The sequence below is a fragment of the Streptomyces sp. NPDC057616 genome (genome assembly GCF_042800575.1).
Lineage (GTDB): Bacteria > Actinomycetota > Actinomycetes > Streptomycetales > Streptomycetaceae > Streptomyces.
This window is the reverse complement of sequence record NZ_JBHVGU010000006.1, coordinates 61,947-81,849: the sequence shown is the minus strand read 5'-3', so window position 1 is coordinate 81,849 and position 19,903 is coordinate 61,947. Positions and strand designations below refer to the sequence as shown.

Below are 19,903 nucleotides of genomic sequence, written 5' to 3'. Positions count from 1 at the left end.
GGGCCTGTCCGGCGGCTCAGGTCGGACAGGCCCCGAAGTGTGCGTCAGCTCAGCACCGACGCGCAGGTGGTCGTGGTGGCATGGGCCGGGTCGAGCGCGTTGGCCACCTCGTGGAAGGCGATCCGGTCGGTGAGACCGATCAGGACGTGCTCCGAGAGGTCGAGCGAACACAGGTTCTGGATCAGGACGTTGTGCACGTCGGAACCGCTCAGGAACTGGCTGCTGTACGGCGTGACCACCTCGTCGTGCTTGGTGGCGATGACCGTGTAGTGGACGCCGGGGACGGTGTCGCCGCCGGCGTTGAGCTTGGTGAGGAAGGCGGACCCGGCCATCTGGTCGGCCAGGCCGGGCGTGTTCTTGGACAACAGGTCGGCGGCGCCCGGGAAGTACGGGAGCAGGTTGGTCAGGCCGTCCAGGTCGGTGCCGTGGTTGTCGGGCGCGATGCCGACGAGGGCGTTCACCTTGGCGGCTCCGCCGAGGAACTTGAGGTAGTAGCGGGGCATCATGCCGCCCTGGGAGTGGCCGACGACGTCGGCCTTTGCGGCGCCGGTCGCGGTCAGCACCTTGTCGACGTAGGCGGAGAGCTGCTCGGCCGACTTGTCGATGGGGCCGAGGCCGTAGAAGACGGGGACACCCGACAGCTGGCCGTAGTCCATGGAGAAGACGCAGTAGCCGCGGTTCTCCAAGTAGGGGGCGAGGGCGAGCCAGTTGTCGACGGAGTTGCCGAAGGTGCCGTGGACCAGGACCACGGGACGCGGATGAGCGGTCGAGGGCTTGCAGGAGTAGTCGTTCCAGCCGGAGCTCGGAGCGGAGGAGGCCTGGGCGACGGTGGCGGCGGGGACGACGGCGACCGAGGCTGTCAGCAACAGGGCGGCGAGAGGTCTGAGCAGTCGTTTCCAGGGCAGCATCGTGTGATCTCCTTGCGGCTCAAGGGAGTTGCGATGGCCTTACGCCCTGTGATCCGGATCACGAAGGATGCTGTTCACCCGTCAAGTTACGGGCGAGTAGTGCAAGTGTGAAGTTACGCGTCGGTAAAAACTTCCAGTGATAACCGACTCGCCGGTAGCCCCTGACACACCGTCACCAGGCGGGCCTGATGGGGCCATAGGGCGCAATCCGCGTCAACTGGTCGCGCAGAGCCCGCACTTGCCCCTCCCCGAGCAGGCGCGCCCACGCCTGCACCACCTCCGCGGCGGCCTCCTCCGCGGCCCGGGTGCACGCCCACCCCCGCTCGGTCAGCATCACCAGACGTGCCCTCGCGTCGTCGGGGTGCGACCGCCGCTCGGCGTACCCCTTGCGCACGATCTCGTCGACGAGCTGGCTCGCGGCCTGCTTGGTCACCCCGAGATGCGCGGCCAGCTCGGTCACGGTCGCGCCGTCCGGGGCGAGCCGGGTGAAGGCGAACCCGTGCGCGGGCCGGATCCCCTCGAAGCCGCGCGCGACCACCCCCTCGTGGATGCGCTGGGTGAGCTCGCCGGCGACGGCGAGCAGGGCGGCGGACAGGGCCATGGCCTCGGAGTTCTGCACGGAGGCATTGAAACACCCTTGACGTGTTGGTCAAGCAGCTTGACCATAGAGACAGATGGTCAAGCTACTTGACCATCTGCCCGTCTCCCGTCACCGAAAGGCAGCCATGCCCGTCATCCGCACGTCCGAAGCCGTCACCCACGAGATCCACGGCGCCCGCTTCGTCTCGTACGCCACCCCGCTCACCGGCAGCAAGGAGCTCTGCGCCTGGCGCGGCGAGATCCCGCCCGGCACCAGGGCCCCCGAGCACACCGTCAGCCGCGAGGAGATCTTCCACCTGCTCATCGGCGAACTGCTCATCACCCTCGACGGCCGCACCGACCGCATCACCGCGGGCGACACGGTCGTCGTCAACCCGGGCGCGACCCTGGTAGTCCAGAACCCCACCGACCAGACGGCGATCTCCTGGGTCACGACGTCCATCGGCCTGGAGGCGGAGCTGGCCGACGGCACCCGGATCACCCCGCCCTGGGCCAACTGAGCGCTACGCCACCATCGCCCCCGGCATCACCGCGCGCGGCCCGAACTTCGCCCGCACGCGGTCCGTCACCTCCTCGATGCGGCGGACCTTCTCGTCCACCGGGTCGAAGGTGAGCTGGTAGGAGGACTGTTCGGCGGACGCGAGGGACTCGGCGCGCAGGACCAGGGCCCGGACCCGGGCACGCTGGAGGCCGAGGCTCTCGTACATCTCGTACGCCGTCCTGGTCAGGGCGGCGGAATGGGCGGTGGGTTCCTTCAGGGTGCGCGTGCGGGTCGTGGAGGTGCGGTCGGCATAGCGCACGGTGAGGCTGAGCGCGCCGCAGACCTTGTCGAGGGCGCGCAGCCGGGCGCCCAGTTCCTCGGCGGCGGACAGCAGTGCGCGGCGGTGCCGTTCCGGGGACAACTCGTCCCGGGTGAAGGGGCGTTCGGCGGCGAGCGAACGCGAGACGGCGTTGGGGACGACCCGGCCGCGGTCGACGCCGCCGGCCTTCTCGTGCAGGTCGCGGGCCGCCTTCGCACCGATCAGGCGCTGGAGCGTGGCGAGCGGTGCTGCGGCGACCCGGCCCAGCGTGTCGAGGCCGTAGTCGCCGAGGGTGCGCGCGGTGGCGGTGCCGACGCCGGGCAGGGCGGTGACCGGCCGGTCCGCGAGGAACTCCGCGATGCCGTCGGGGTCTTCGGGCACCGCGCGCGTCAGCCCCGGCCGGGCGTCGCACAGTGCCACGCGGGCCAGCATCGGGCCCGGACCGGCGCCGATCACGCAGTCCACGCCGTACAGGGCCAGGGCGCGCACCCGGATCACCGCCGCCAGTTCGACCGCGCTGCGCCCGAAGTACCGTTCGGCGCCGCGCAGATCGGCGAGCGCCCCGTCCGGCGGCAGCGCCTCGACGACCGGCGTGAACTCCTCCAGGAGTCCGAGCAGCCCCGGCAGGGCCGCCTCGCCCGCCGGGGCGGGCTGGAAACGTACGCACAGAATGGTCATCCCGCACTCCCCGGGCTCTGGTGCCACAACTTCCGTACTCGTGACGGCTCTTGACCGGCCGGTCGCAGATCGGCCCATGGATTCATTTCGTAGCCGGTGGGCATCTGGATTCGCCGTCCGCGTGCCGGATCGCCGCCCGTCCCCTCCGGCACGGGTTCCGCCAGCCGCGCCGCCACCTCGTCGAGGCCGCCCTCGGTGCGCAGTTCGACCAGTTCCGCGAGGTTCCACGCGGCGGAGCCCACCACGCTGAGGCTGCGCGGGCCGCGCCGCTGCACCACTCCGCGCACCAGCAGCAGCCAGGAGTGGAAGACGGTGTGGGCGCAGGCGTCGTGCGAGTCGTCGAAGAAGGCGAGGTCGACCAGGCCCGTGCCGTCGTCCAGGGTGGAGAAGATGACCCGCTTTCCGGAGCGGATCGGCGGGGTCTGGGTCGCCGCCTTGGCGCCCGCGACCAGCACCGTCTCGCCGTGCCGGGCCTCGCGCAGCCGGCGCGCGGAGACCACGCCCAGCTCGTCGAGGAAGGCCCGGTGGTCATCCATGAGGTTGCGGGAGGCGTCCATCGACAGCACCCCCAGCTCGGCGCTCAGCTTCTCCGCCTCGGACAGGTCCGGCAGTCCGGCCGGCGCCGTCCTCCGCCCGCCCGCCAGCGGCAGCTGGCCTCCGCCCGCGCCCCGGGCGCCCCGGTGGAGCTCGGTCAAGTGCAGTTGCAGATCACGGCGGTTGGCACCGAAGGCGTCCAACGCGCCGACCTGCGCGAGTCGTTGGGCGAGCGGCCGGCTCGGGCGGGCGCGCTCCCAGAAGTCCAGCAGTGAGGCGTACGGCTGACCGTCCGCGATCCGCGCCGCCTCCGCCTCGCTGATGCCGTGCACGTCGGAGAGGGCCAGCCGCAGCCCCCATCGCGCCGGTGATTCAGACACCAGTTCGATAGAGTGTGCGACCGCCGACCGGTTCACGTCCAGCGGCAGCACCGGCACCCCGCGCCGGCGCGCGTCCGCCAGCAGCAGCCGCTTGGGGTACATCCCGGGGTCGTGCGTGAGCAGGCCAGCGTAGAAGGCGGCCGGATGGTGCGCCTTCAGCCAGGCGGACTGGTACGTCGGCACGGCGAAGGCGACCGCGTGCGCCTTGCAGAAGCCGTAGCTGCCGAAGGCCTCGACGATCTCCCAGGTGCGCCGAATCGTTTCTGCGTCATAGCCCCCGGCCGCCGCGTGCTGCGCGAACCACACCTTGATCCGGCCCTGCGACTCCGGGTCGGACAGCCCGCGCCGCACCCGGTCCGCCTCGCCGCGCCCGCAGCCGGTCATGGCGGCGACGATGTCGATGATCTGCTCGTGGAAGACGACGACCCCGTACGTCCCCTTCAGCGGCTCCTCCAGATCCGGGTGCGGATAGCGGACCGGCGCCCGGCCGTGCCGCGCCTCGATGAACGGCCGCACCATGTCGGCCGCGACCGGGCCGGGCCGGAAGAGCGAGATGTCGACGACCAGGTCGTGGAAGGTGGCCGCCTGCAGCCGTCCCACCAGGTCCCGCTGGCCCGGCGACTCGATCTGGAAGCAGCCCAGCGTCTCGGTGGAGCGGATGAGTTGATACGTCGCCGGGTCCCCGTCCTCCAGTGCGTCCAGGTCGACCCGCTCCCCCGTCGCCCGCTCCACCTCGGCGACCGCGTGCGCCATCGCCGACTGCATCCGCACGCCGAGCACGTCGAGCTTGAGCAGCCCGAGGTCCTCCACGTCCTCCTTGTCGAACTGCGACATGGGCAGCCCCTCGCCGCTGGTCGGCACGACCGGCGTACGGGAGAGGAGGGAGGCGTCGGACAGGAGCACTCCGCAGGGGTGCATGGCGACTCCGCGCGGCAGGGCGTCGAGCGCCTCGACCAGTTCCCACAGCCGCCCGTAGCGCTGCTTCTCCCCTGCCAGCGCCTTGAGTTCGGGCAGCTCGTCGAGGGCCGCGCGGGCGTCGCGGGCACGAATGTGCGGGAAGGACTTGGCGACGCGGTCGATCTCGGCCGGGTCCATGGACAGGGCCGCGCCGACGTCACGGATCGCGTGCCGCACCCGGTAGGTCTCCGGCATCGCGACGGTCGAGACCCGCTCCTCGCCGAACCGGTCGATGATCGCGCGGTAGACCTCCAGACGGCGCGCGGACTCCACGTCGATGTCGATGTCGGGGAGCACCACGCGCTCCTTGGACAGGAACCGCTCCATCAGCAGCCCGTGCTCGACCGGATCGGCGTTGGCGATGCCCAGGAGGTGGTTGACCAAGGAGCCCGCGCCGGAGCCCCGCGCGGCCACCCGGATGCCCATGTCCCGTACGTCGTCCACCACTTGAGCGACCGTCAGAAAGTAGGAGGCGAAGCCGTGGTGGGCGATGATGTCCAGCTCGTGGTGCATCCGCTCCCAGTAGGCGCGCCTGCCGGAGTAACCGTGCCGCACCATCCCGGCCGCCGCCCGGGAGGCCAGCGCGCGCTGGGCGGTGCGGCGGCCTGCGCCGACCAGGTGCGCCTCGGGGAAGTGGACGGCGCCCATGCCGAGGTCGTCCTCGGGGTCCACCAGGCACTCCGCGGCCGTCGCCTGCGTCTGCTCCAGCAGCCGGTCGGCGGTGTCGCGCCGGTAGCCCGCGGCCTCCACGATCCGCTCGGCCGCGTGCCGCATGGCGCCCGCGTCCTTGAGCCAGGCCTCTCCCGAGTCCAGTTCCTTCGCCGGGTCGACCGGAACCAGCCGGCGGGCCGCGTCCAGGACGTCGGCGACCGGGCCGAGGCCCGGGTCGGCGTAGCGGACGGCGTTGCTCAGCACCGGCCGGACGTGCTGCTCGGCGGCGAAGCCGACGGTGCGGGCGGCCAGGCGCAGGGAGCCGGCGCCGGTGCCCTGGCGGCCGTGCCAGACGACCTCCAGGCGCAGGGCGTCGCCGTAGATCTCGCGCCAGGGCGCGAGGAGCTTCGCGGCCCGGTCCGGACGCCCCGCGGCCAGCGCGAGGCCGACGTCGGAGGCGGGGCCGAGCAGGACGGTCAGACCGTAGGCGCGGTTGCCGGCCCAGGGCAGCAGGGGCGGGCCCTCGCCGCCGTGGGCCGCGCTGACCAGCCGGCACAGATCGGCCCAGCCGCGGGCGCCGTCCCGGGCGAGGAAGGTGGCGCGGGGCGCCGACTCGTCGACGAAGACGCCGCCGCGCACGGGGGTGCGGCGCCTTTCCCGTCGTACGGCGTCGTCCTCCCGCGTCCGCGCGGGCCGCTCCACCGCGAGGTCGACACCGAACAGCGGGCGGACGCCCGCCTTCGCGCAGGCCTTGATGAAGCGGACCGCGCCGGCGAGGGTGTCGCGGTCGGTGAGTGCGAGGGCGTCCATGCCCCGCTCGGAGGCGCGCTCCGCCAGCCGCTCCGGGTGCGAGGCGCCGTAGCGCAGGGAGAACCCGGAGACGGTGTGCAGATGGGTGAAGCCTGGCACCCGCACCTCCTGCTGTCGAACATCTGTTCCCGACTGCCCCACCCCCACCATAGACCAAAATTCGAATGCATGTACGACAACCGTTCGGCCCCTTCCCACCTGCGGAAACGACCGCCGCCTCGGACCGTGGGGACATGACACAGAGGACCTTTCTCGCCGAGGCGCGGGACGCGGTCAGCCCGCGCGCCACACTGCTGGTCATCGGCGTGATCGCCCTCCAGCTGCTGTTCATCGCCTCCTACGTGGGCGCGCTGCACAGCCCCGCGCCCAAGGACGTGCCCTTCGGGGTGGTGGCGCCGGCGGGCGCGGCGCAGCAGGCGGTGACCCGGCTGGAGCGGCTGCCCGGCACCCCGCTGGACCCGCGGGTGGTCGCCGACGAGGCCACGGCCCGGCAGCAGATCCTGGACCGGGACATCGACGGCGCGCTGCTGATCGACCCGGCCCGCACCACCGACACGCTGCTGGTCGCGAGCGGCGGCGGTACGGTCCTCGCGAACACGCTGGAGAAGTACCTCACCGTGCTGGAGGCCTCCCAGCAGCGGGCCCTGCGGACCGTCGACGTGGCACCGGCCTCGTCCGAGGACTTCGACGGGCTGTCGTCCTTCTATCTGGTCGTGGGCTGGTGCGTGGGCGGCTATCTGTGCGCCTCGATCCTGGCGATCAGCTCGGGCGCGCGGCCCGCCAACCTGAGCCGCGCGGCGATCCGGCTGCTCGCCATGGCGCTGGTGTCGATCGTCGGCGGGCTCGGCGGAGCGGTGATCGTGGGCCCGATCCTGGGCGCCCTGCCGGGAAGTGTCATGGGCTTGTGGGGACTCGGTGCGCTGGTCACCTTCGCGGTCGGGGCCGCGACGCTCGCCCTTCAGGGGCTGTTCGGGATCGTCGGCATCGGCCTGGCGATCCTGATCGTGGTGGTGCTGGGCAATCCGAGCGCGGGCGGCGCCTTCCCGCTGCCGATGCTGCCGCCGTTCTGGAAGGCGATCGGGCCGGCGCTGCCACCGGGAGCCGGCACCTGGGTGGCACGCTCGATCGCGTACTTCGAGGGCAACGCGGTGACCGGCGCCCTGCTGGTGCTGTCCGCGTGGGCGGTGGGCGGGGTCGCGGTCACACTGCTGGCGGCGGGGCTGCGCGGGCGACGGCGTACGGAACGCGAACCCGTGACGTCGGTTGCATGACGTCAGGAAGCGGGAAAGTCCCACCCCTCGCGCGCGGGGTGGGACTTCACCGGGAACTGCTGGGGTCAGCCGATCTGGGCGCCCTCGGCCGACAGCGCCTCGGTCACCGGCTGGAAGAAGGTCTCGCCGCCGGAGGTGCAGTCGCCGCTGCCGCCGGAGGTGAGGCCGATGGCCGACTCACCGTCGAAGAGCGAGCCGCCGCTGTCGCCGGGCTCGGCGCAGACGTCGGTCTGGATGAGGCCGCTGACCGTGCCCTCCGAGTAGTTCACGGTGGCGTTCAGGCCGGTCACGGTGCCGTCGTGCACCTGGGTGGTCGAGCCGCTGCGCTGGACCTTCTCACCGACCGTGGCCTCGGCGGCCTTGGTGATCTTCTGCGTGGAGCCGTTGTAGAGGTCGACCTCGCTCGGGTGGTCCGTGCTGCCGGTGTACTTGACCAGACCGAAGTCGTTGCCGGGGAACTGGGAGTCGGCGTTCTCGCCGATCTGGTTGCCGCTGGAGTCCGACCAGGTCTTGATGGCGTCGGTGCAGTGGCCGGCGGTGAGGAAGTACGCCTCGCCGCCCTTGGTCACGTTGAAGCCGAGGGAGCAGCGGCCGCCCGAGCCCGAGATGGCGTCGCCGCCCGCGATGAAGGGCTTGAACTCCCCCTTCGTGCGCTTGATCTCGGCCTTGGCGCCGAGTCCGTCGACGACCTTGGAGAGCTTGGCCCAGCCGGCCTTGGAGACGGTCCTGTCGGCGATGACGACGACCTTGTTGCTCACCGGGTCGGTCGACCAGGACGTGCCGGGGATCGTGGCGTCCTTGGTCAGCGTCGTACGGGCGCTGTTCAGTTCGGCGAGGGAGTTCTCGACGATTCTGGCCTTGGCGCCGGCCGCCTCGACGGTCTTGGCGGCGGTCTCGTCCAGGACGTTCACCACGAGGCTCTTGGCCTTCGCGTCGTAGAACGTGCCGGCCGCGTCGGTGCCGAGGTCCTGACCCAGGGACGAGGCGAGCTTTCCGGCCGCCACGGCCGACAGGGTCTGGGGCGCGGAGGTCTTCGGGGCCTCACTGGCGTTCGCAGTCTGGAAGGTGACTGCCGCGGCCACGAGCGCGGTGGCGCCCGCACCTGCCACGACGATGCGCCGCTTGGGTATGCGTCGGTGCTTCAACTGACGTCCTCCTGTGGGGGGTCGGTCCGAGAGGTTGTGGGGACCTCACGAACCGGAAGGCGTTGAACAGCGCCCACTATCCCCAGGCCCACAGGGGGCACACAAGGGCTTCTTCGAGACGCGCGTAGAACGTACGTTATGCGCCCCCGATTTTTGACAGTCCACGGTCACCTGCGCGTTCGCTGCGCAAACGCTACGAACGAGTAATAAACGCGTGCCGGGTTCGGTCTAGCCCTGTCCGGAAATCGACCCTTCAGGGTCCGCGTCCAAGACGGGTTCCGACGGCGGCAGTTGCTCCTGCACCGGTTGCTGCGCGATCTGCGGCGGTGTCTGCTGCGGCGCGGCGACCGGCTGCTGGGGTGCCGCGGCCGGCTGCTGGGGCGCCCCCACGGCGTGCTGCGCCCTCTCCAGGAAGCGCAGCAGCTCGACCGGGAACGGCAGGACGAGGGTGGAGTTCTTCTCGGCGGCGACCGCCGTCACCGTCTGCAGCAGCCGCAGTTGGAGCGCGGCGGGCGTGTCCGCCATCTGCTGCGCGGCCTCGGCCAGCTTCTTCGAGGCCTGCAGTTCGGCGTCCGCGTTGATGACGCGGGCCCGGCGCTCCCGGTCGGCCTCGGCCTGCCGGGCCATGGAGCGCTTCATGGTCTCGGGCAGGGAGACGTCCTTGATCTCGACCCGGTCGATGGTGACGCCCCACTCCACCGCCGGGCTGTCGATCATCAACTCCAGCCCCTGGTTGAGCTTTTCACGGTTGGAGAGCAGGTCGTCCAGCTCGCTCTTGCCGATGATGGACCTGAGCGAGGTCTGCGCCATCTGCGCGACCGCGAAACGGTAGTCCTCGACCCGTACGATCGCCTCGGCCGGCCCGGTCACCTTGAAGTAGACGACGGCGTCCACCCGGACCGTGACGTTGTCCCGGGTGATGCCCTCCTGCGCGGGCACCGGCATCGTCACGACCTGCAGGTTGACCTTCTGCATCCGGTCCACGCAGGGCACGATCATCGTGAAGCCCGGCCCGCGCACGCCGGTGCGGAGCCTGCCGAGCCGGAACACCACGCCGCGTTCGTACTGCTTGACGACTCGTGCGGCGGCCATCAGGTACACCGCTCCGGCGGATGCGAGGACCACTCCCGTGGCCACCAGCTCCTCGACCATGTCGGCCCCCCAGGGTCCGAAGTGGGCGTATGGGCGTGTTGCAGACGTCAACACGGAGGCGCACTGCCTGTACTTCGAAGGTAACGCCCGGGTGCGGACAAGGGCGAGCCCCCGCACTGCAGTTGCTGCGGGGGCTCGCCTGGTGCCTGGTGCGTGTGCCGGGTGGGCTCGTCAGCCGACGCTCACGCCGTAGTAGCTGAGTGCCTCGGTGACCGGCTGGAAGAAGGTCGTGCCGCCGGAGGTGCAGTTGCCGCTGCCGCCGGAGGTCAGACCGTACGCCGTCGAACCGCCGTACAGCGGGCCGCCGCTGTCGCCGCCCTCGGCGCAGACCGTGGTCTGGATCATGCCGTAGACGATGTCGCCGCCGCCGTAGTTGACGGTGGCGTTCAGCGCGGTGACCCGGCCGCTGTGGGTACCGGTGGTGGAGCCGCGGCGGTAGACCGTGGTGCCGACGCTCGGGGTGGCCGCACTGGTGATGGTCTGGCTGCCGACCGCGCTCGGGTGCGCGATCGAGGAGTTGGTGTAGCGGACCAGCGCGAAGTCGTTGTTCGGGAAGCTGTAGCTCACGTTGGTACCCAGCACCGTGGTGTGGCCGGAATTGGAGTACCAGGTGGACGCGACCTCACCGCAGTGACCGGCGGTCAGGAAGTAATAGGTGCTTCCGCTGTGCACGTTGAAGCCCAGGGAGCAGCGGTACTGCCCGCCGTAGATCGCGTCGCCGCCGGTGATCAGCTTCTTGAAGGTGCCCGGCGTGTGCTTGATGGTCAGGGCTCCGGAGTTGCTGCCGGCCTGCTGCTTGATCTTGGCGATCTCGGCCTTGGAGACCGTGCTGTCGACGGTGACGACGACACGGTTGGTCTTGCTGTCGACGGCCCAGGCGGTGCCCGGGACATCGGCCTTGAGCACCGAGGCGTCGGCGCTCTTGAGCTGGGCGGTGCTGAAGGGTGTGGCGGTGGACGCGTTCGCGCTGGGGACCGCGAACGCTGCGGCGGCCACGAGTCCGGTGGCGACGGCGATCAGCCGGGTCCGTCTCGTAATGCCGCTGCGGGGGGTGGTGCGCTTGATCCTCACTTCGTTCCTCCCAGGGGGAAGTCGGGGGGCCCGCGTGGGGTCGGGGCCCCGTGAGGCGCAGCCAGACGCACGCCCGTCCGGATTTCGGACAAGCCGTGCCCCTGACAAGCGCTTGCCGGGAGTATTCGGCCGACCGGCCGGTAGGCGCAAGAGTGCCTTTCGGCCGTCAAGCGTTGAACGACGTACGGATTCCGGCCGTCCTGGAGGACGGGACCTGGCGCGGTTCACAGGACCTTGGACAGGAAGGCGCGGGTGCGTTCGTGCCGTGGCCGGTCCAGTACGTCCGCCGGTGTGCCCTGCTCGACGATCCGGCCGCCGTCCATGAAGACGACCGTGTCGGCGATCTCGCGGGCGAATCCGATCTCGTGGGTGACGACGATCATCGTGGTGCCCTGTTGGGCCAAGTCCCTTATGACGTCCAGGACTTCCCCGACCAGCTCGGGGTCGAGAGCGGAGGTCGGTTCGTCGAAGAGCAGCAGCTTCGGCTCCAGGGCGAGGGCCCGTGCGATGGCCACGCGCTGCTGCTGTCCGCCGGACAGACGGCCGGGGTAGGCCCCGGCCTTGTCGGCGAGGCCGACCCGCGCGAGCAGCCGGCGCGCCTGCTCCACGGCCTCCTTGCGCGGCCGCTTCAGCACGGACACCGGCGCCTCGACGATGTTCTCCTCCACCGTGAGGTGCGGGAAGAGATGGAAGTTCTGGAAGACGAAGCCGATCCGGGTGCGCTGCTTCAGCACCTCGCGCTCAGGCAGTTCGTACAGCCGGTCGCCGGAGCGGCGGTAGCCGATCAGCGAGCCGTCCACGCTGATCGCGCCCCGGTCCACCTTCTCCAGGTGGTTGATGGTGCGCAGCAGCGTCGACTTGCCGGAGCCGGAGGGACCGAGGACGGCGGCGACCTCGCCGGTGCGCACACGGAGATCGATCCCCTTGAGGACTTCGAGCGCGCCGAAGCTCTTGCGGACGGACCTGATGTCGACCATGACGCTCATCGCGGGGTTCCTTGCTGTCGAGGGGAGTTGAAGGCGCGGGTGGGGTCCGGAGCCGTCACGCGGCCGCGCGGGAGGCGAGGCCCGCCAGGAGACGCAGGGCGGCGCGTGCGGTGGCGTCGTTCTGCCCGAACGCCGGACCACCGGTGCGTGGCCTGGTGAACGCGCCGGGCGTACGGCCGTCGGTGTACGGGCCGAGCGCGAACCTCCGCGGATACGGCCGTCCGGACCGGTCGAGGATCCGCCCGTCGGCGGGGTCCACCCGGAGCAGCCCGTCGGGCGTCTCGGCGGCGCCCTGCGCGTGCAGTTCGCGCAGCAGGGTGTCCCGGGCGCGCCCGAGGGTCGGTTCGGGCAGCCGCGCCTCCACCAGGGCCCGGGCCTCGACGACATGGCCCGGCACGGTGGCGCTCGACGCCCGGAACACCCCTTCCTCGGCCCTGACCGTCATGCCGGCGCCGACGAACTTCAGGACCCCGGCACGGGAGAGGGCCGGCATCGTCCGCAGCCGCGGCCCGGGCGGCCCGGAGGCCAGGTAGCTGAAGAAGCCGTGCCACCAGGGGCCGATGCCGCGGAGCCGGACCAGCTGGCCGTAGACGGAGAGCAGTCCCAGGAAGACGGCCAGGTCCGGGCTGCGGTCCGGGTCGTGGCGTCTGCTCAGGTCCCGTTCGACGTAGCCGCGCAGCCCCTCCTGGAGCTCCTCGAACGAGCGGTACCGCACGCCGTCCAGCGGATGGTCGAGCGCGTCCAGGTCGAGCCGGTCGGCCGGGTCGGGCACGGCGGACGCCACGAGCGCCTCCCGCTCCGATGCGCCGGACGCCGCCGCGTACTTCTCCTCGAAGTCGGTCCAGGCGGCGCCCGTCCGCTCGGGATGCGCGGTGAACAGGCGGTGGTAGTGGGCGAATCCCAGCTCCTTCTCCACCAGCGGCCACACGTCCCGCCGGAAGTCGAAGCCCTCGGGCCGCGCGAGCAGGGCGTCGACCTCGGCCGGCCCGAAGAACCGCGGCAGCGGCGGCCGTTCGCCGCTCCAGTCGTAGCCGATCTTCGAGTGGTACGGCACTCCGCGCCGCGAGCCGACGTACAGCACCGGCTCGCGTCCCGAGGGCACGTAGGCGCCGCCCTCGTAGCGCCCGCCCCGGCCCTCCGTCAGCAGCACCATCAGGTCGACGAAGGCGAGTCCGAAGCCGCGCACGAGGACGGGTTCGCCGGCCCCCAGCGCGGACAGGTCGGTGTCGGCGGTGAAGTCGGGCGGCAGGTGGACCAGGCCGTGGGTGCGCGCGTACGCCGCCAACTCGGCCTGCTCGTCGTCGAGTTCGGCGTCGAGGTGGCCGAGCGCGAGCACGACGAGGTCCGCCGTGAGAGGCCGCGAGCGGCCCTCCAGCCACACCTGCTGGCGCCCCTCGCGCGGGCCGCCGATCCGCAGCGCGCGCCGCGCGTGGTGGTGCACGGCGACGTCCGGGGGCAGCGCGGCGACGGCCCGCTCGTGGACCCAGCGCAGATACGCCCCCTGCACCTGCCGGTCGGCGAAGACCCGGCCGTCGAGGCCCGCCCACTCGTGCAGGGTGGGGCCCTCCCGCACCGGGCCCTCCATGACGACCGTCTCGTCGGTGAACATGGTGACGTCCTCGGCGTGCGAGTTCATCCACAGCAGCGGCGACTGCGCGGCGCGCCAGATGCGTCCGGCGCCCGGCGGATGGGGGTCGACGAGATGGATGTCGAGGCCCGAACCGGCGTACAGCTCGGGCGCGTTGGCGGCGATCCGCTCGATCAGACCGGTCCCCCGCGGACCGGCCCCGACGATCACCAGGGACGGCCTCATCGCGTCCGCTCCGCGCCGCGGGCGTAGTGCTTCTCCACGTAGTGCTGGCCGACGCCGAGGACGGAGGTGACGATCGTGTACCAGAGGGTGGCCACCATCAGCAGCGGGATGACCTGGTAGGTGCGGTGGTAGATCAACTGGGCGGAGAACAGCAGGTCGTTGACCGCGATGACGCTGACGATGGAGGTGCCCTTGAGGGTGCCGATCAGCATGTTGAAGGCGGGCGGCACGATGGAGCGCATCGCCTGTGGCAGCACGATCCGCCGGTGGCGGCGCCACCGGCTCAGGCCGAGCGCCTGGGCCGCCTCGATCTGGCCGCGGTCGACGGACAGGATGCCGCCGCGCACCACTTCGGCGGCGTACGCGGCCTCGTGCAGGGTGAGTCCGACGACGGCCACGGCGACCGGCCCGAGCAGGTCGACCGTCCGCACGCCGAACAAGTGCGGATACAGCGCCCCGATGTTGAACCACAGCAGCAACTGCACCAGGATCGGTATCGACCGGAACAGCCAGACGTACCCCCAGCTCACGCTCCGCAGAACGGGGTTGCCGGAGAGCCGGGCCGCGGCGAGCAGCGTGCCGAGGGCGAAGCCGAGCGCCATGACGACGGCGGTCAGCCACAGGGTCAGCCACAGCCCGCGCAGCACGGAGCCGGTGGTGAAGTAGTCGGCGACGACGTCCCACCGGAACGCCTTGTTGCGCAGGAGGGATTGGCCGGTGAGACCGAGGAGCGCCAGTACGGCGACGGCGGCGGTCCACTGACCGAGCCGGCGCCGCGGCACGATCCGCGGGACGTCCGCGTGCTCCGGTGCGTCCGGGACGGCGGGGGTGGGGGCAAGGGTGTCGGAAGACATGCGAAGGCTCCGTGACATGGGTCGCGGGTGATGCCTTCACACGGATGCGGCCGAGCCCCTCAGCAGGACCGCCCGTCGAGACTACGGCTCTGTTTCCCCTCGCTGTCAAGGCTGTCCGAACTGTGAGCAGTACGTCTCAAGTCGGTTGACGCTTCACCGGATGCCTGTTCCACTTGGCCCATGCATCCACAGCAGTGGCTGGTCAAGCGCTCCCACATCGACTTCGGTCGCGTGTGGTCCTCTTCGTGTTGAGCTGACCCCCTGCACCGCCGCCCCTGAACCTCCGGGGCGCGCCCTCGCGTTCTCCTTCGCCGCCTTCATGCGCGGTCCGCTGCCTTCACCGGCACCCTCCGCCTTCGCACGCACGCCCCCTGCCTTCACACACACCCCTCCCCTCGCTCAGCGTTCCTCGCTCCCAGGAGACCGCCTCGCCATGCGCACACCCCTGCATGCCCGAAACAAGCTCATCGCCCCCTTCGTCCTGATCAGCGCGGTGACCCTGCTCCTCACGGCCTGCGGCTCGGGTGCGGGCGACGCCACCGACGCCGTGGGCGCGGCGGCCGAACCCGCCAACGTCCCCACCACGGACGTGGTTTCCGCGGTGCACAAGGACGAGGCGGCGGCCGGGCTGCTGCCCGCGGACGTCAGGAGCCTTACCGTCGCCATCAGCGTCGGCGGCACCCCGCCCGGCACGACCTACCTGTCCGACGGCAGGACCCTGACCGGTCAGGACGTCGACTTCGCCAAGGCCGTGGCCAAGGTCCTCGGCATCAGGCTGAAGACCGAGCAGGCCGGCTTCGAGGCGATCCTGCCGGCCCTCGACAGCGGCAAGTACGACTTCGGCGCGAGCAACTTCGGTGTCACGGACGAGCGCCGCAGGACGATCGACTTCGTCACCTACATCAACGACGGCCAGGGCTTCGCCACCCGCAAGGACAGCAAGCTGTCCAAGGTCACGAACCTCGAGCAGCTGTGCGGCCTGAACGTCGCCACCGGCGCGGGCACGACCTTCGAGGCGACGCTGGAGGAGAACAAGAAGGTGTGCGCGAACAGCGGCAGGAAGCCGTACCGGGTGCAGACGTACGCCGAGCAGGGGGCCCTGTGGTCCTCGCTCCAGCAGGGCCGCAGCGATGTCGTGATGTCCACCATCAACGGCCTGCGTTATGCGGTGGCCCACCAGGACGGCGTGAAGTTCCTCAACGAGTTCCACCGGCTGGACGTGGGTTTCGCATTCAGGAAGGGCACGAAATTGGCGCCCGCTTTCCGGGCCGCCGTCGACGAGTTGATCGCCGACGGGACGTACCGGAAGATCCTCGAGAAGTGGGGCACCACCGGTTCGGCGATCCGGAAGTCGCGGATCTCCCCGCCGGAACTCAGGAACTGACCGGCCGGGCCTTGGCCGGCCGCGCCCGCCGGTGCGCCGTCACCGCCCGTTTCCCGGGCGCGGCCCGAACCCCCAGCACCCGGTCCAGCAACGCACCCAGAACGTCCCGCACCGAATCCCTTTCCCGCGCGTCGCATTCGAGCACCGGCACCTCACGGCGCAGTCCCAGAACCTCCCGCACCTGTTTCAGGCCGATCCTCTCGGCGCCGTCGAACCGGTTCACCGCGAGCACGAACGGAACACCCCGGTCCTCGAAATAGTCGAGGGCCGGGAAGCATTCCTCGATCCGCCGGGTGTCGGCGAGCACCACCGTCCCGAGCGCCCCCTCCGCCAGCTCCTCCCACATGAACGAGTACCGCCGCTGCCCGGGCGTCCCGAACAGGTACAGCGCGATCGACGGATCGAGCGTGATCCGCCCGAAGTCGAGCGCGACGGTCGTGGTCGTCTTCGACTCCACCCCGTCGAGCGAGTCGACGCCCACCGACACCTGCGTGATCGCCGCCTCCGTGTCGAGCGGTTCGATCTCCGAGATCGCCTTGATGAACGTGGACTTGCCCACCCCGAGCCCTCCACTCACGACGACCTTCACGGCGAGCGGAACGGTCCTGTCACAGCGGCCGGGCATGGTCCCAGATCCTTTCGAGCGGCCGGACGGTCCTGACGTCCTCAACCAGCTCTACGTCTCAGGGGAGTTCACCGTTCACCGCGGGACAGGACACCCGGTCAGCAACTGCAGTCGCACCCGCAGTCGCAGCAGTCGCACCCGTCGCAGTCGCAGCAGTTGCAGCAGTCACAGCAGTCGCCGCAGTCCGCGTCGTTGCAGAGACCTTCCTTCCGCTCACGGCTCCACGGGTCGTTGTACTCGCCGCAGCACATCTGGCACGTGCAGGCCAGCCCCACCCACACCGCGCAGCCCGCGAGCAGACCGCGCCGGTCGCGCCGCGGCGGGGGCGGAGGCGGCAGCCCCGGCCCGCCCGGACCGCCGGGCGGCGCGTACGGCCCCGCCAGCGAGGGCGCCGCGCCGTGCCCGCAGGAGGGGGTACCGAAGGCGCGGTCCACGGAGCTGCGCAGTTCGTGCACGAGCAGCCGGTGCGCCAGTCTGCCCTCGGTGAACTCCACCTCGCGCAGCGCCAGGCGTATCCCGTGCAGCGCGTCGCCGGCGAGCCGCCGGGCCTCCTCGAGCGAGGTCCCGGTCGCGGTCAGCGGGTTCCAGGCGCCCGACGCGGCGTCGGCCTCCCGGTCCTCCACGGCGTCCAGCAGGTGCGCGAGCCGCCCGAACAGCCGCCCCGCCTCGGCGAGCGGCGCCACGTTGCCGGGCTGTCCCGCGAGCACGGCGGTGTGCGCGAAGGCCGCGCCGGTCGCCGTCTCGGTCGGCTCGGTCACCGTGAGGATCGGCGTGCCGGGTCCGGCGAGCGTCTCGATGCCGAGCTGCCGGTCCACGGCGTCCACCAGGACGGCCGTGTCGAACCCGACGTCGGATCCCGTACGCGCGCCCGCCGCACCCCAGCTCGACGCCACCCGGCGCGCGGCGAGCGCCACCGGCCTGCGCGCCAGCAACCCGTCGCCGTCGGCGACGTGATCGCGGACCTTGGCCGAGGCGAGCACCAGCGAAACCGCCGCCGCGAGCCGCGCCCCCTCACCCTGTGCGACGGAGGCGGTCCGCATACCGCGCAGCGGGCAAGGCCCCGCCGTACGCCGCCAACTGCCCGCCCGCTCGGCCTGAGCCTCCGTCAGAACAGAGATCAGCAAGCCGTCGTAGTTGGTCACGATCCGCGCGAACTGCCCATGATCCTTGCGCAGTGCGAGACACAGCCCGCACAAATGCGCCATCCACTGGGACTTGAGATTTTCACCGAGCCGATGACGGCAAGGCCTGACGATTCCGAACATGACGATCTCCCCCGTGACATGCGCCATTCGATGCGGCCGCTCAGGCGTTCACCGCTGATACGGCGTTGAGGTGCCGCATCGTATCGACCACTGCGTTCACCCGTACGCCCCGTCCGTCACCCGTACGCCGTGAAGAATCATATTTCACTCACAGTCAGCATCCGCATACTGCACGACCCTTGGGGCACCCGGGCTCTCGACGGATTCGCTCTGCACCAGTACCGTCACAAACCCCCCGCGCGGCGTCTATCCACTTGGCGCGCCAACCGCATCATGGATGACCATAGGGATGCGGAAAGCAGAAGAACCGCTGTGAGAGGAGGCGTCCATGGGATCGGTACGCAAGGCGAGTGCCTGGCTTGGCCTCGTCGACGACAACGATGACGAGCGTTACTACGACGACGACTACTCCGAAGGGACCGAGCAGCCCGGGGATGCCTGGGTCACCGACCCGCGGGTCAAGGTGGCCTCGGACACCGCCGAGGAAAAGGGCCGCCGTATCGGCACGGTGACCCCCGACAGCTTCCGGGACGCCCGCGCCATCGGCGAGCTGTTCCGTGAGGGCGTCCCGGTCATCATGAACCTCACGGCCATGGACGCCGCCGACGCCAAGCGCGTCGTCGACTTCGCGGCCGGGCTGATCTTCGGCCTGCGCGGTTCGATCGACCGCGTCTCCAACCGCGTCTTCCTGCTGACTCCGGCCGACACGGAGATCGTCAGCCAGGACCCGGCGGCACACCGGGCCGACGGATTCTTCAACCAGAGCTGAGGCAGGGCCGCTCACCGGCCCTGCCCCCGCGCAGGGTTCACCGGAAGGCGTCGAGTCCGGTGAGCGCCTTGCCCAGCACGAGCTGGTGCATCTCGACGGTGCCTTCGTACGTCAGCACCGACTCGAGGTTGGTCGCGTGCCGCATGACGGGGTATTCGAGCGAGATCCCGTTGGCGCCGAGGACGGTCCGCGCCGTGCGGCAGATCTCGATGGCCTCGCGCACGTTGTTGAGCTTGCCGAAGCTGACCTGCTCGGGACGCAGGCGGCCGGCGTCCATGCGCCGCCCCAGATGGTGGGCGAGCAGAATCCCCTTGTGCAGTTCGACCGCCATGTCGGCGAGTTTGGCCTGGGTGAGCTGGAAGCCCCCGATGGGCCGCCCGAACTGCTCCCGCGACTTCGCGTAGTCGACGGCCGCCTCCAGACAGCTGCGCGCCGCGCCCATGGCTCCCCAGACGATGCCGTAGCGGGCGTGCGAGAGACAGCTGAGCGGGCCCTTGAGGCCGACGACCTCCGGCAGCACGGCGTCGGCGGGCAACCGCACGTCGTCCATGACGAGTTCACTGGTGACGCTGGCGCGCAGCGACCACTTGTGCTTGATCTCGGGAGCGGAGAACCCGGCGCTGTCGGTGGGTACCACGAACCCGCGGATGCCGTCGTCGGTCTGCGCCCAGACGACGGCGACGCCGGCCACGGAACCGTTGGTGATCCACATCTTGCGCCCGTTGAGCACCCAGTCGCCGCCGTCGCGCTTGGCGTACGTCCGCATCGAGGCGGGGTCGGACCCGTGGTCCGGCTCGGTCAGCCCGAAGCACCCGATGACCTCGCCGGCGGCCATGCGCGGCAGCCACTGCTGCTTCTGCTCCTCGCTGCCGAAGCGGTGCACGGCGTACATCGCGAGCGAGCCCTGCACGGAGACCAGGGAGCGGATGCCGGAGTCGGCGGCCTCCAGCTCCAGGCAGGCGAGGCCGTACTGCACGGCGCTCGCGCCCGCGCATCCGTACCCGGTCAGCGACATCCCGAGCGCGCCCAGCCCGCCGAGCTCCTTGGCGAGCTCGCGGATGACGGGGAGTTCGCCCTGCTCGTACCACTCGGCGACATGGGGCAGTACGCGGTCGGCCGCCCAGGAGCGGACGGTGTCCCGGACCGCGAGGTCCTCCGGCTCCAGCAGGTCGTCGATGCCGAGCGGGTCGGCGGGGTCGAACGGGGGCAGTTTCGCGGACGCGGCCATGGGGACACCCTCCGACACTCAT

17 protein-coding genes are annotated in these 19,903 nt (G+C 70.9%); 4 read left to right on the top strand and 13 right to left on the bottom strand.

Features of this window, described 5'->3' with window-relative positions:
- Positions 1 to 44: 44 nt before the first annotated feature.
- The gene (locus ACFU97_RS09075; RefSeq protein ID WP_384252932.1) at positions 45 to 908 is read right to left on the bottom strand and encodes an esterase/lipase family protein; all 864 of its coding nucleotides are present in this window, start codon (positions 906 to 908) and stop codon (positions 45 to 47) included.
- Positions 909 to 1,080: 172 nt separating this feature from the next.
- Positions 1,081 to 1,527, bottom strand: a complete 447-nt coding sequence (locus ACFU97_RS09070) for a MarR family winged helix-turn-helix transcriptional regulator (protein WP_384252929.1) — start codon at positions 1,525 to 1,527, stop codon at positions 1,081 to 1,083.
- Between the two features lie 106 nt (positions 1,528 to 1,633).
- Between ACFU97_RS09070 and ACFU97_RS09065 the strand changes: the two genes are divergently transcribed.
- A complete protein-coding gene (locus tag ACFU97_RS09065) occupies positions 1,634 to 2,008 on the top strand; it encodes a cupin domain-containing protein (protein WP_384252926.1) in 375 nt (124 codons plus the stop codon).
- A 3-nt stretch (positions 2,009 to 2,011) separates the two neighbouring features.
- Here ACFU97_RS09065 and ACFU97_RS09060 read toward each other — a convergent pair whose 3' ends face one another.
- Complete coding sequence (locus ACFU97_RS09060) at positions 2,012 to 2,986, bottom strand: hypothetical protein (protein ID WP_384252923.1); 975 nt, start codon at positions 2,984 to 2,986, stop codon at positions 2,012 to 2,014.
- Positions 2,983 to 6,417, bottom strand: coding sequence for a DNA polymerase III subunit alpha (locus tag ACFU97_RS09055; protein ID WP_384252920.1), 3,435 nt, complete (start codon positions 6,415 to 6,417; stop codon positions 2,983 to 2,985). The genes ACFU97_RS09060 and ACFU97_RS09055 overlap by 4 nt, the downstream gene beginning before the upstream one ends.
- Positions 6,418 to 6,551: 134 nt before the next feature.
- Here ACFU97_RS09055 and ACFU97_RS09050 point away from each other — a divergent pair, with 134 nt between their 5' ends.
- On the top strand, positions 6,552 to 7,589 hold the full coding sequence (locus ACFU97_RS09050; RefSeq protein ID WP_384252917.1) for a DUF3533 domain-containing protein: 1,038 nt from the start codon (positions 6,552 to 6,554) through the stop codon (positions 7,587 to 7,589).
- 65 nt (positions 7,590 to 7,654) lie between these two features.
- On the opposite strand, the gene ACFU97_RS09045 is transcribed toward ACFU97_RS09050, so the two are convergent.
- The 6 genes from ACFU97_RS09045 to ACFU97_RS09020 form a co-directional block, all read right to left on the bottom strand.
- Positions 7,655 to 8,734: a S1 family peptidase gene (locus ACFU97_RS09045; protein WP_384252914.1), complete on the bottom strand. Its 1,080-nt coding sequence runs from the start codon at positions 8,732 to 8,734 to the stop codon at positions 7,655 to 7,657.
- Positions 8,735 to 8,962: 228 nt separating this feature from the next.
- On the bottom strand, positions 8,963 to 9,886 hold the full coding sequence (locus ACFU97_RS09040; protein WP_384252911.1) for a slipin family protein: 924 nt from the start codon (positions 9,884 to 9,886) through the stop codon (positions 8,963 to 8,965).
- A 171-nt stretch (positions 9,887 to 10,057) separates the two neighbouring features.
- The gene (locus ACFU97_RS09035) at positions 10,058 to 10,957 is read right to left on the bottom strand and encodes a S1 family peptidase (RefSeq protein ID WP_384252908.1); all 900 of its coding nucleotides are present in this window, start codon (positions 10,955 to 10,957) and stop codon (positions 10,058 to 10,060) included.
- Positions 10,958 to 11,181: 224 nt separating this feature from the next.
- On the bottom strand, positions 11,182 to 11,943 hold the full coding sequence (locus tag ACFU97_RS09030) for an amino acid ABC transporter ATP-binding protein (protein WP_384252905.1): 762 nt from the start codon (positions 11,941 to 11,943) through the stop codon (positions 11,182 to 11,184).
- 55 nt (positions 11,944 to 11,998) lie between these two features.
- Positions 11,999 to 13,756, bottom strand: a complete 1,758-nt coding sequence (locus tag ACFU97_RS09025; protein ID WP_384252903.1) for an FAD/NAD(P)-binding protein — start codon at positions 13,754 to 13,756, stop codon at positions 11,999 to 12,001.
- Positions 13,753 to 14,610 (bottom strand): amino acid ABC transporter permease, encoded by an 858-nt coding sequence (locus ACFU97_RS09020; RefSeq protein WP_384252900.1) that lies wholly within the window; start codon positions 14,608 to 14,610, stop codon positions 13,753 to 13,755. Before ACFU97_RS09020 ends, ACFU97_RS09025 begins: the two co-directional genes overlap by 4 nt.
- Positions 14,611 to 15,043: 433 nt before the next feature.
- Here ACFU97_RS09020 and ACFU97_RS09015 point away from each other — a divergent pair, with 433 nt between their 5' ends.
- Entirely contained in the window at positions 15,044 to 15,994 is a 951-nt protein-coding gene (locus ACFU97_RS09015; RefSeq protein ID WP_384252898.1) for an ABC transporter substrate-binding protein, read from the top strand.
- On the opposite strand, the gene ACFU97_RS09010 is transcribed toward ACFU97_RS09015, so the two are convergent.
- Positions 15,984 to 16,619 (bottom strand): ATP/GTP-binding protein, encoded by a 636-nt coding sequence (locus tag ACFU97_RS09010; RefSeq protein WP_384252895.1) that lies wholly within the window; start codon positions 16,617 to 16,619, stop codon positions 15,984 to 15,986. The genes ACFU97_RS09015 and ACFU97_RS09010 overlap by 11 nt on opposite strands.
- 98 nt (positions 16,620 to 16,717) lie before the next feature.
- Complete coding sequence (locus ACFU97_RS09005; RefSeq protein ID WP_384252893.1) at positions 16,718 to 17,884, bottom strand: DUF5685 family protein; 1,167 nt, start codon at positions 17,882 to 17,884, stop codon at positions 16,718 to 16,720.
- Between the two features lie 328 nt (positions 17,885 to 18,212).
- On the opposite strand from ACFU97_RS09005, the gene ACFU97_RS09000 reads away from it, so the two are divergent.
- Positions 18,213 to 18,653: a cell division protein SepF gene (locus ACFU97_RS09000; RefSeq protein WP_384252891.1), complete on the top strand. Its 441-nt coding sequence runs from the start codon at positions 18,213 to 18,215 to the stop codon at positions 18,651 to 18,653.
- A gap of 37 nt (positions 18,654 to 18,690) precedes the next feature.
- On the opposite strand, the gene ACFU97_RS08995 is transcribed toward ACFU97_RS09000, so the two are convergent.
- Positions 18,691 to 19,881 carry an acyl-CoA dehydrogenase family protein gene (locus ACFU97_RS08995; protein ID WP_384252888.1) on the bottom strand — a complete coding sequence of 397 codons (1,191 nt, stop codon included), beginning with the start codon at positions 19,879 to 19,881 and terminating at the stop codon, positions 18,691 to 18,693.
- Positions 19,882 to 19,903: the final 22 nt, after the last annotated feature.

Bases quoted from the DNA above. Each gene is read 5' to 3' on its own strand.
- ACFU97_RS09075 (WP_384252932.1), bottom strand. From the start codon at position 908: ATGCTGCCCTGGAAACGACTGCTCAGACCTCTCGCCGCCCTGTTGCTG.
- ACFU97_RS09060 (WP_384252923.1), bottom strand. From the start codon at position 2,986: ATGACCATTCTGTGCGTACGTTTCCAGCCCGCCCCGGCGGGCGAGGCG.
- ACFU97_RS08995 (WP_384252888.1), bottom strand. From the start codon at position 19,881: ATGGCCGCGTCCGCGAAACTGCCCCCGTTCGACCCCGCCGACCCGCTC.
- ACFU97_RS09000 (WP_384252891.1), top strand. From the start codon at position 18,213: ATGGGATCGGTACGCAAGGCGAGTGCCTGGCTTGGCCTCGTCGACGAC.
- ACFU97_RS09050 (WP_384252917.1), top strand. From the start codon at position 6,552: ATGACACAGAGGACCTTTCTCGCCGAGGCGCGGGACGCGGTCAGCCCG.
- ACFU97_RS09025 (WP_384252903.1), bottom strand. From the start codon at position 13,756: ATGAGGCCGTCCCTGGTGATCGTCGGGGCCGGTCCGCGGGGGACCGGT.
- ACFU97_RS09005 (WP_384252893.1), bottom strand. From the start codon at position 17,884: ATGTTCGGAATCGTCAGGCCTTGCCGTCATCGGCTCGGTGAAAATCTC.
- ACFU97_RS09010 (WP_384252895.1), bottom strand. From the start codon at position 16,619: ATGCCCGGCCGCTGTGACAGGACCGTTCCGCTCGCCGTGAAGGTCGTC.
- ACFU97_RS09015 (WP_384252898.1), top strand. From the start codon at position 15,044: ATGCGCACACCCCTGCATGCCCGAAACAAGCTCATCGCCCCCTTCGTC.
- ACFU97_RS09065 (WP_384252926.1), top strand. From the start codon at position 1,634: ATGCCCGTCATCCGCACGTCCGAAGCCGTCACCCACGAGATCCACGGC.
- ACFU97_RS09020 (WP_384252900.1), bottom strand. From the start codon at position 14,610: ATGTCTTCCGACACCCTTGCCCCCACCCCCGCCGTCCCGGACGCACCG.
- ACFU97_RS09030 (WP_384252905.1), bottom strand. From the start codon at position 11,943: ATGAGCGTCATGGTCGACATCAGGTCCGTCCGCAAGAGCTTCGGCGCG.
- ACFU97_RS09040 (WP_384252911.1), bottom strand. From the start codon at position 9,886: ATGGTCGAGGAGCTGGTGGCCACGGGAGTGGTCCTCGCATCCGCCGGA.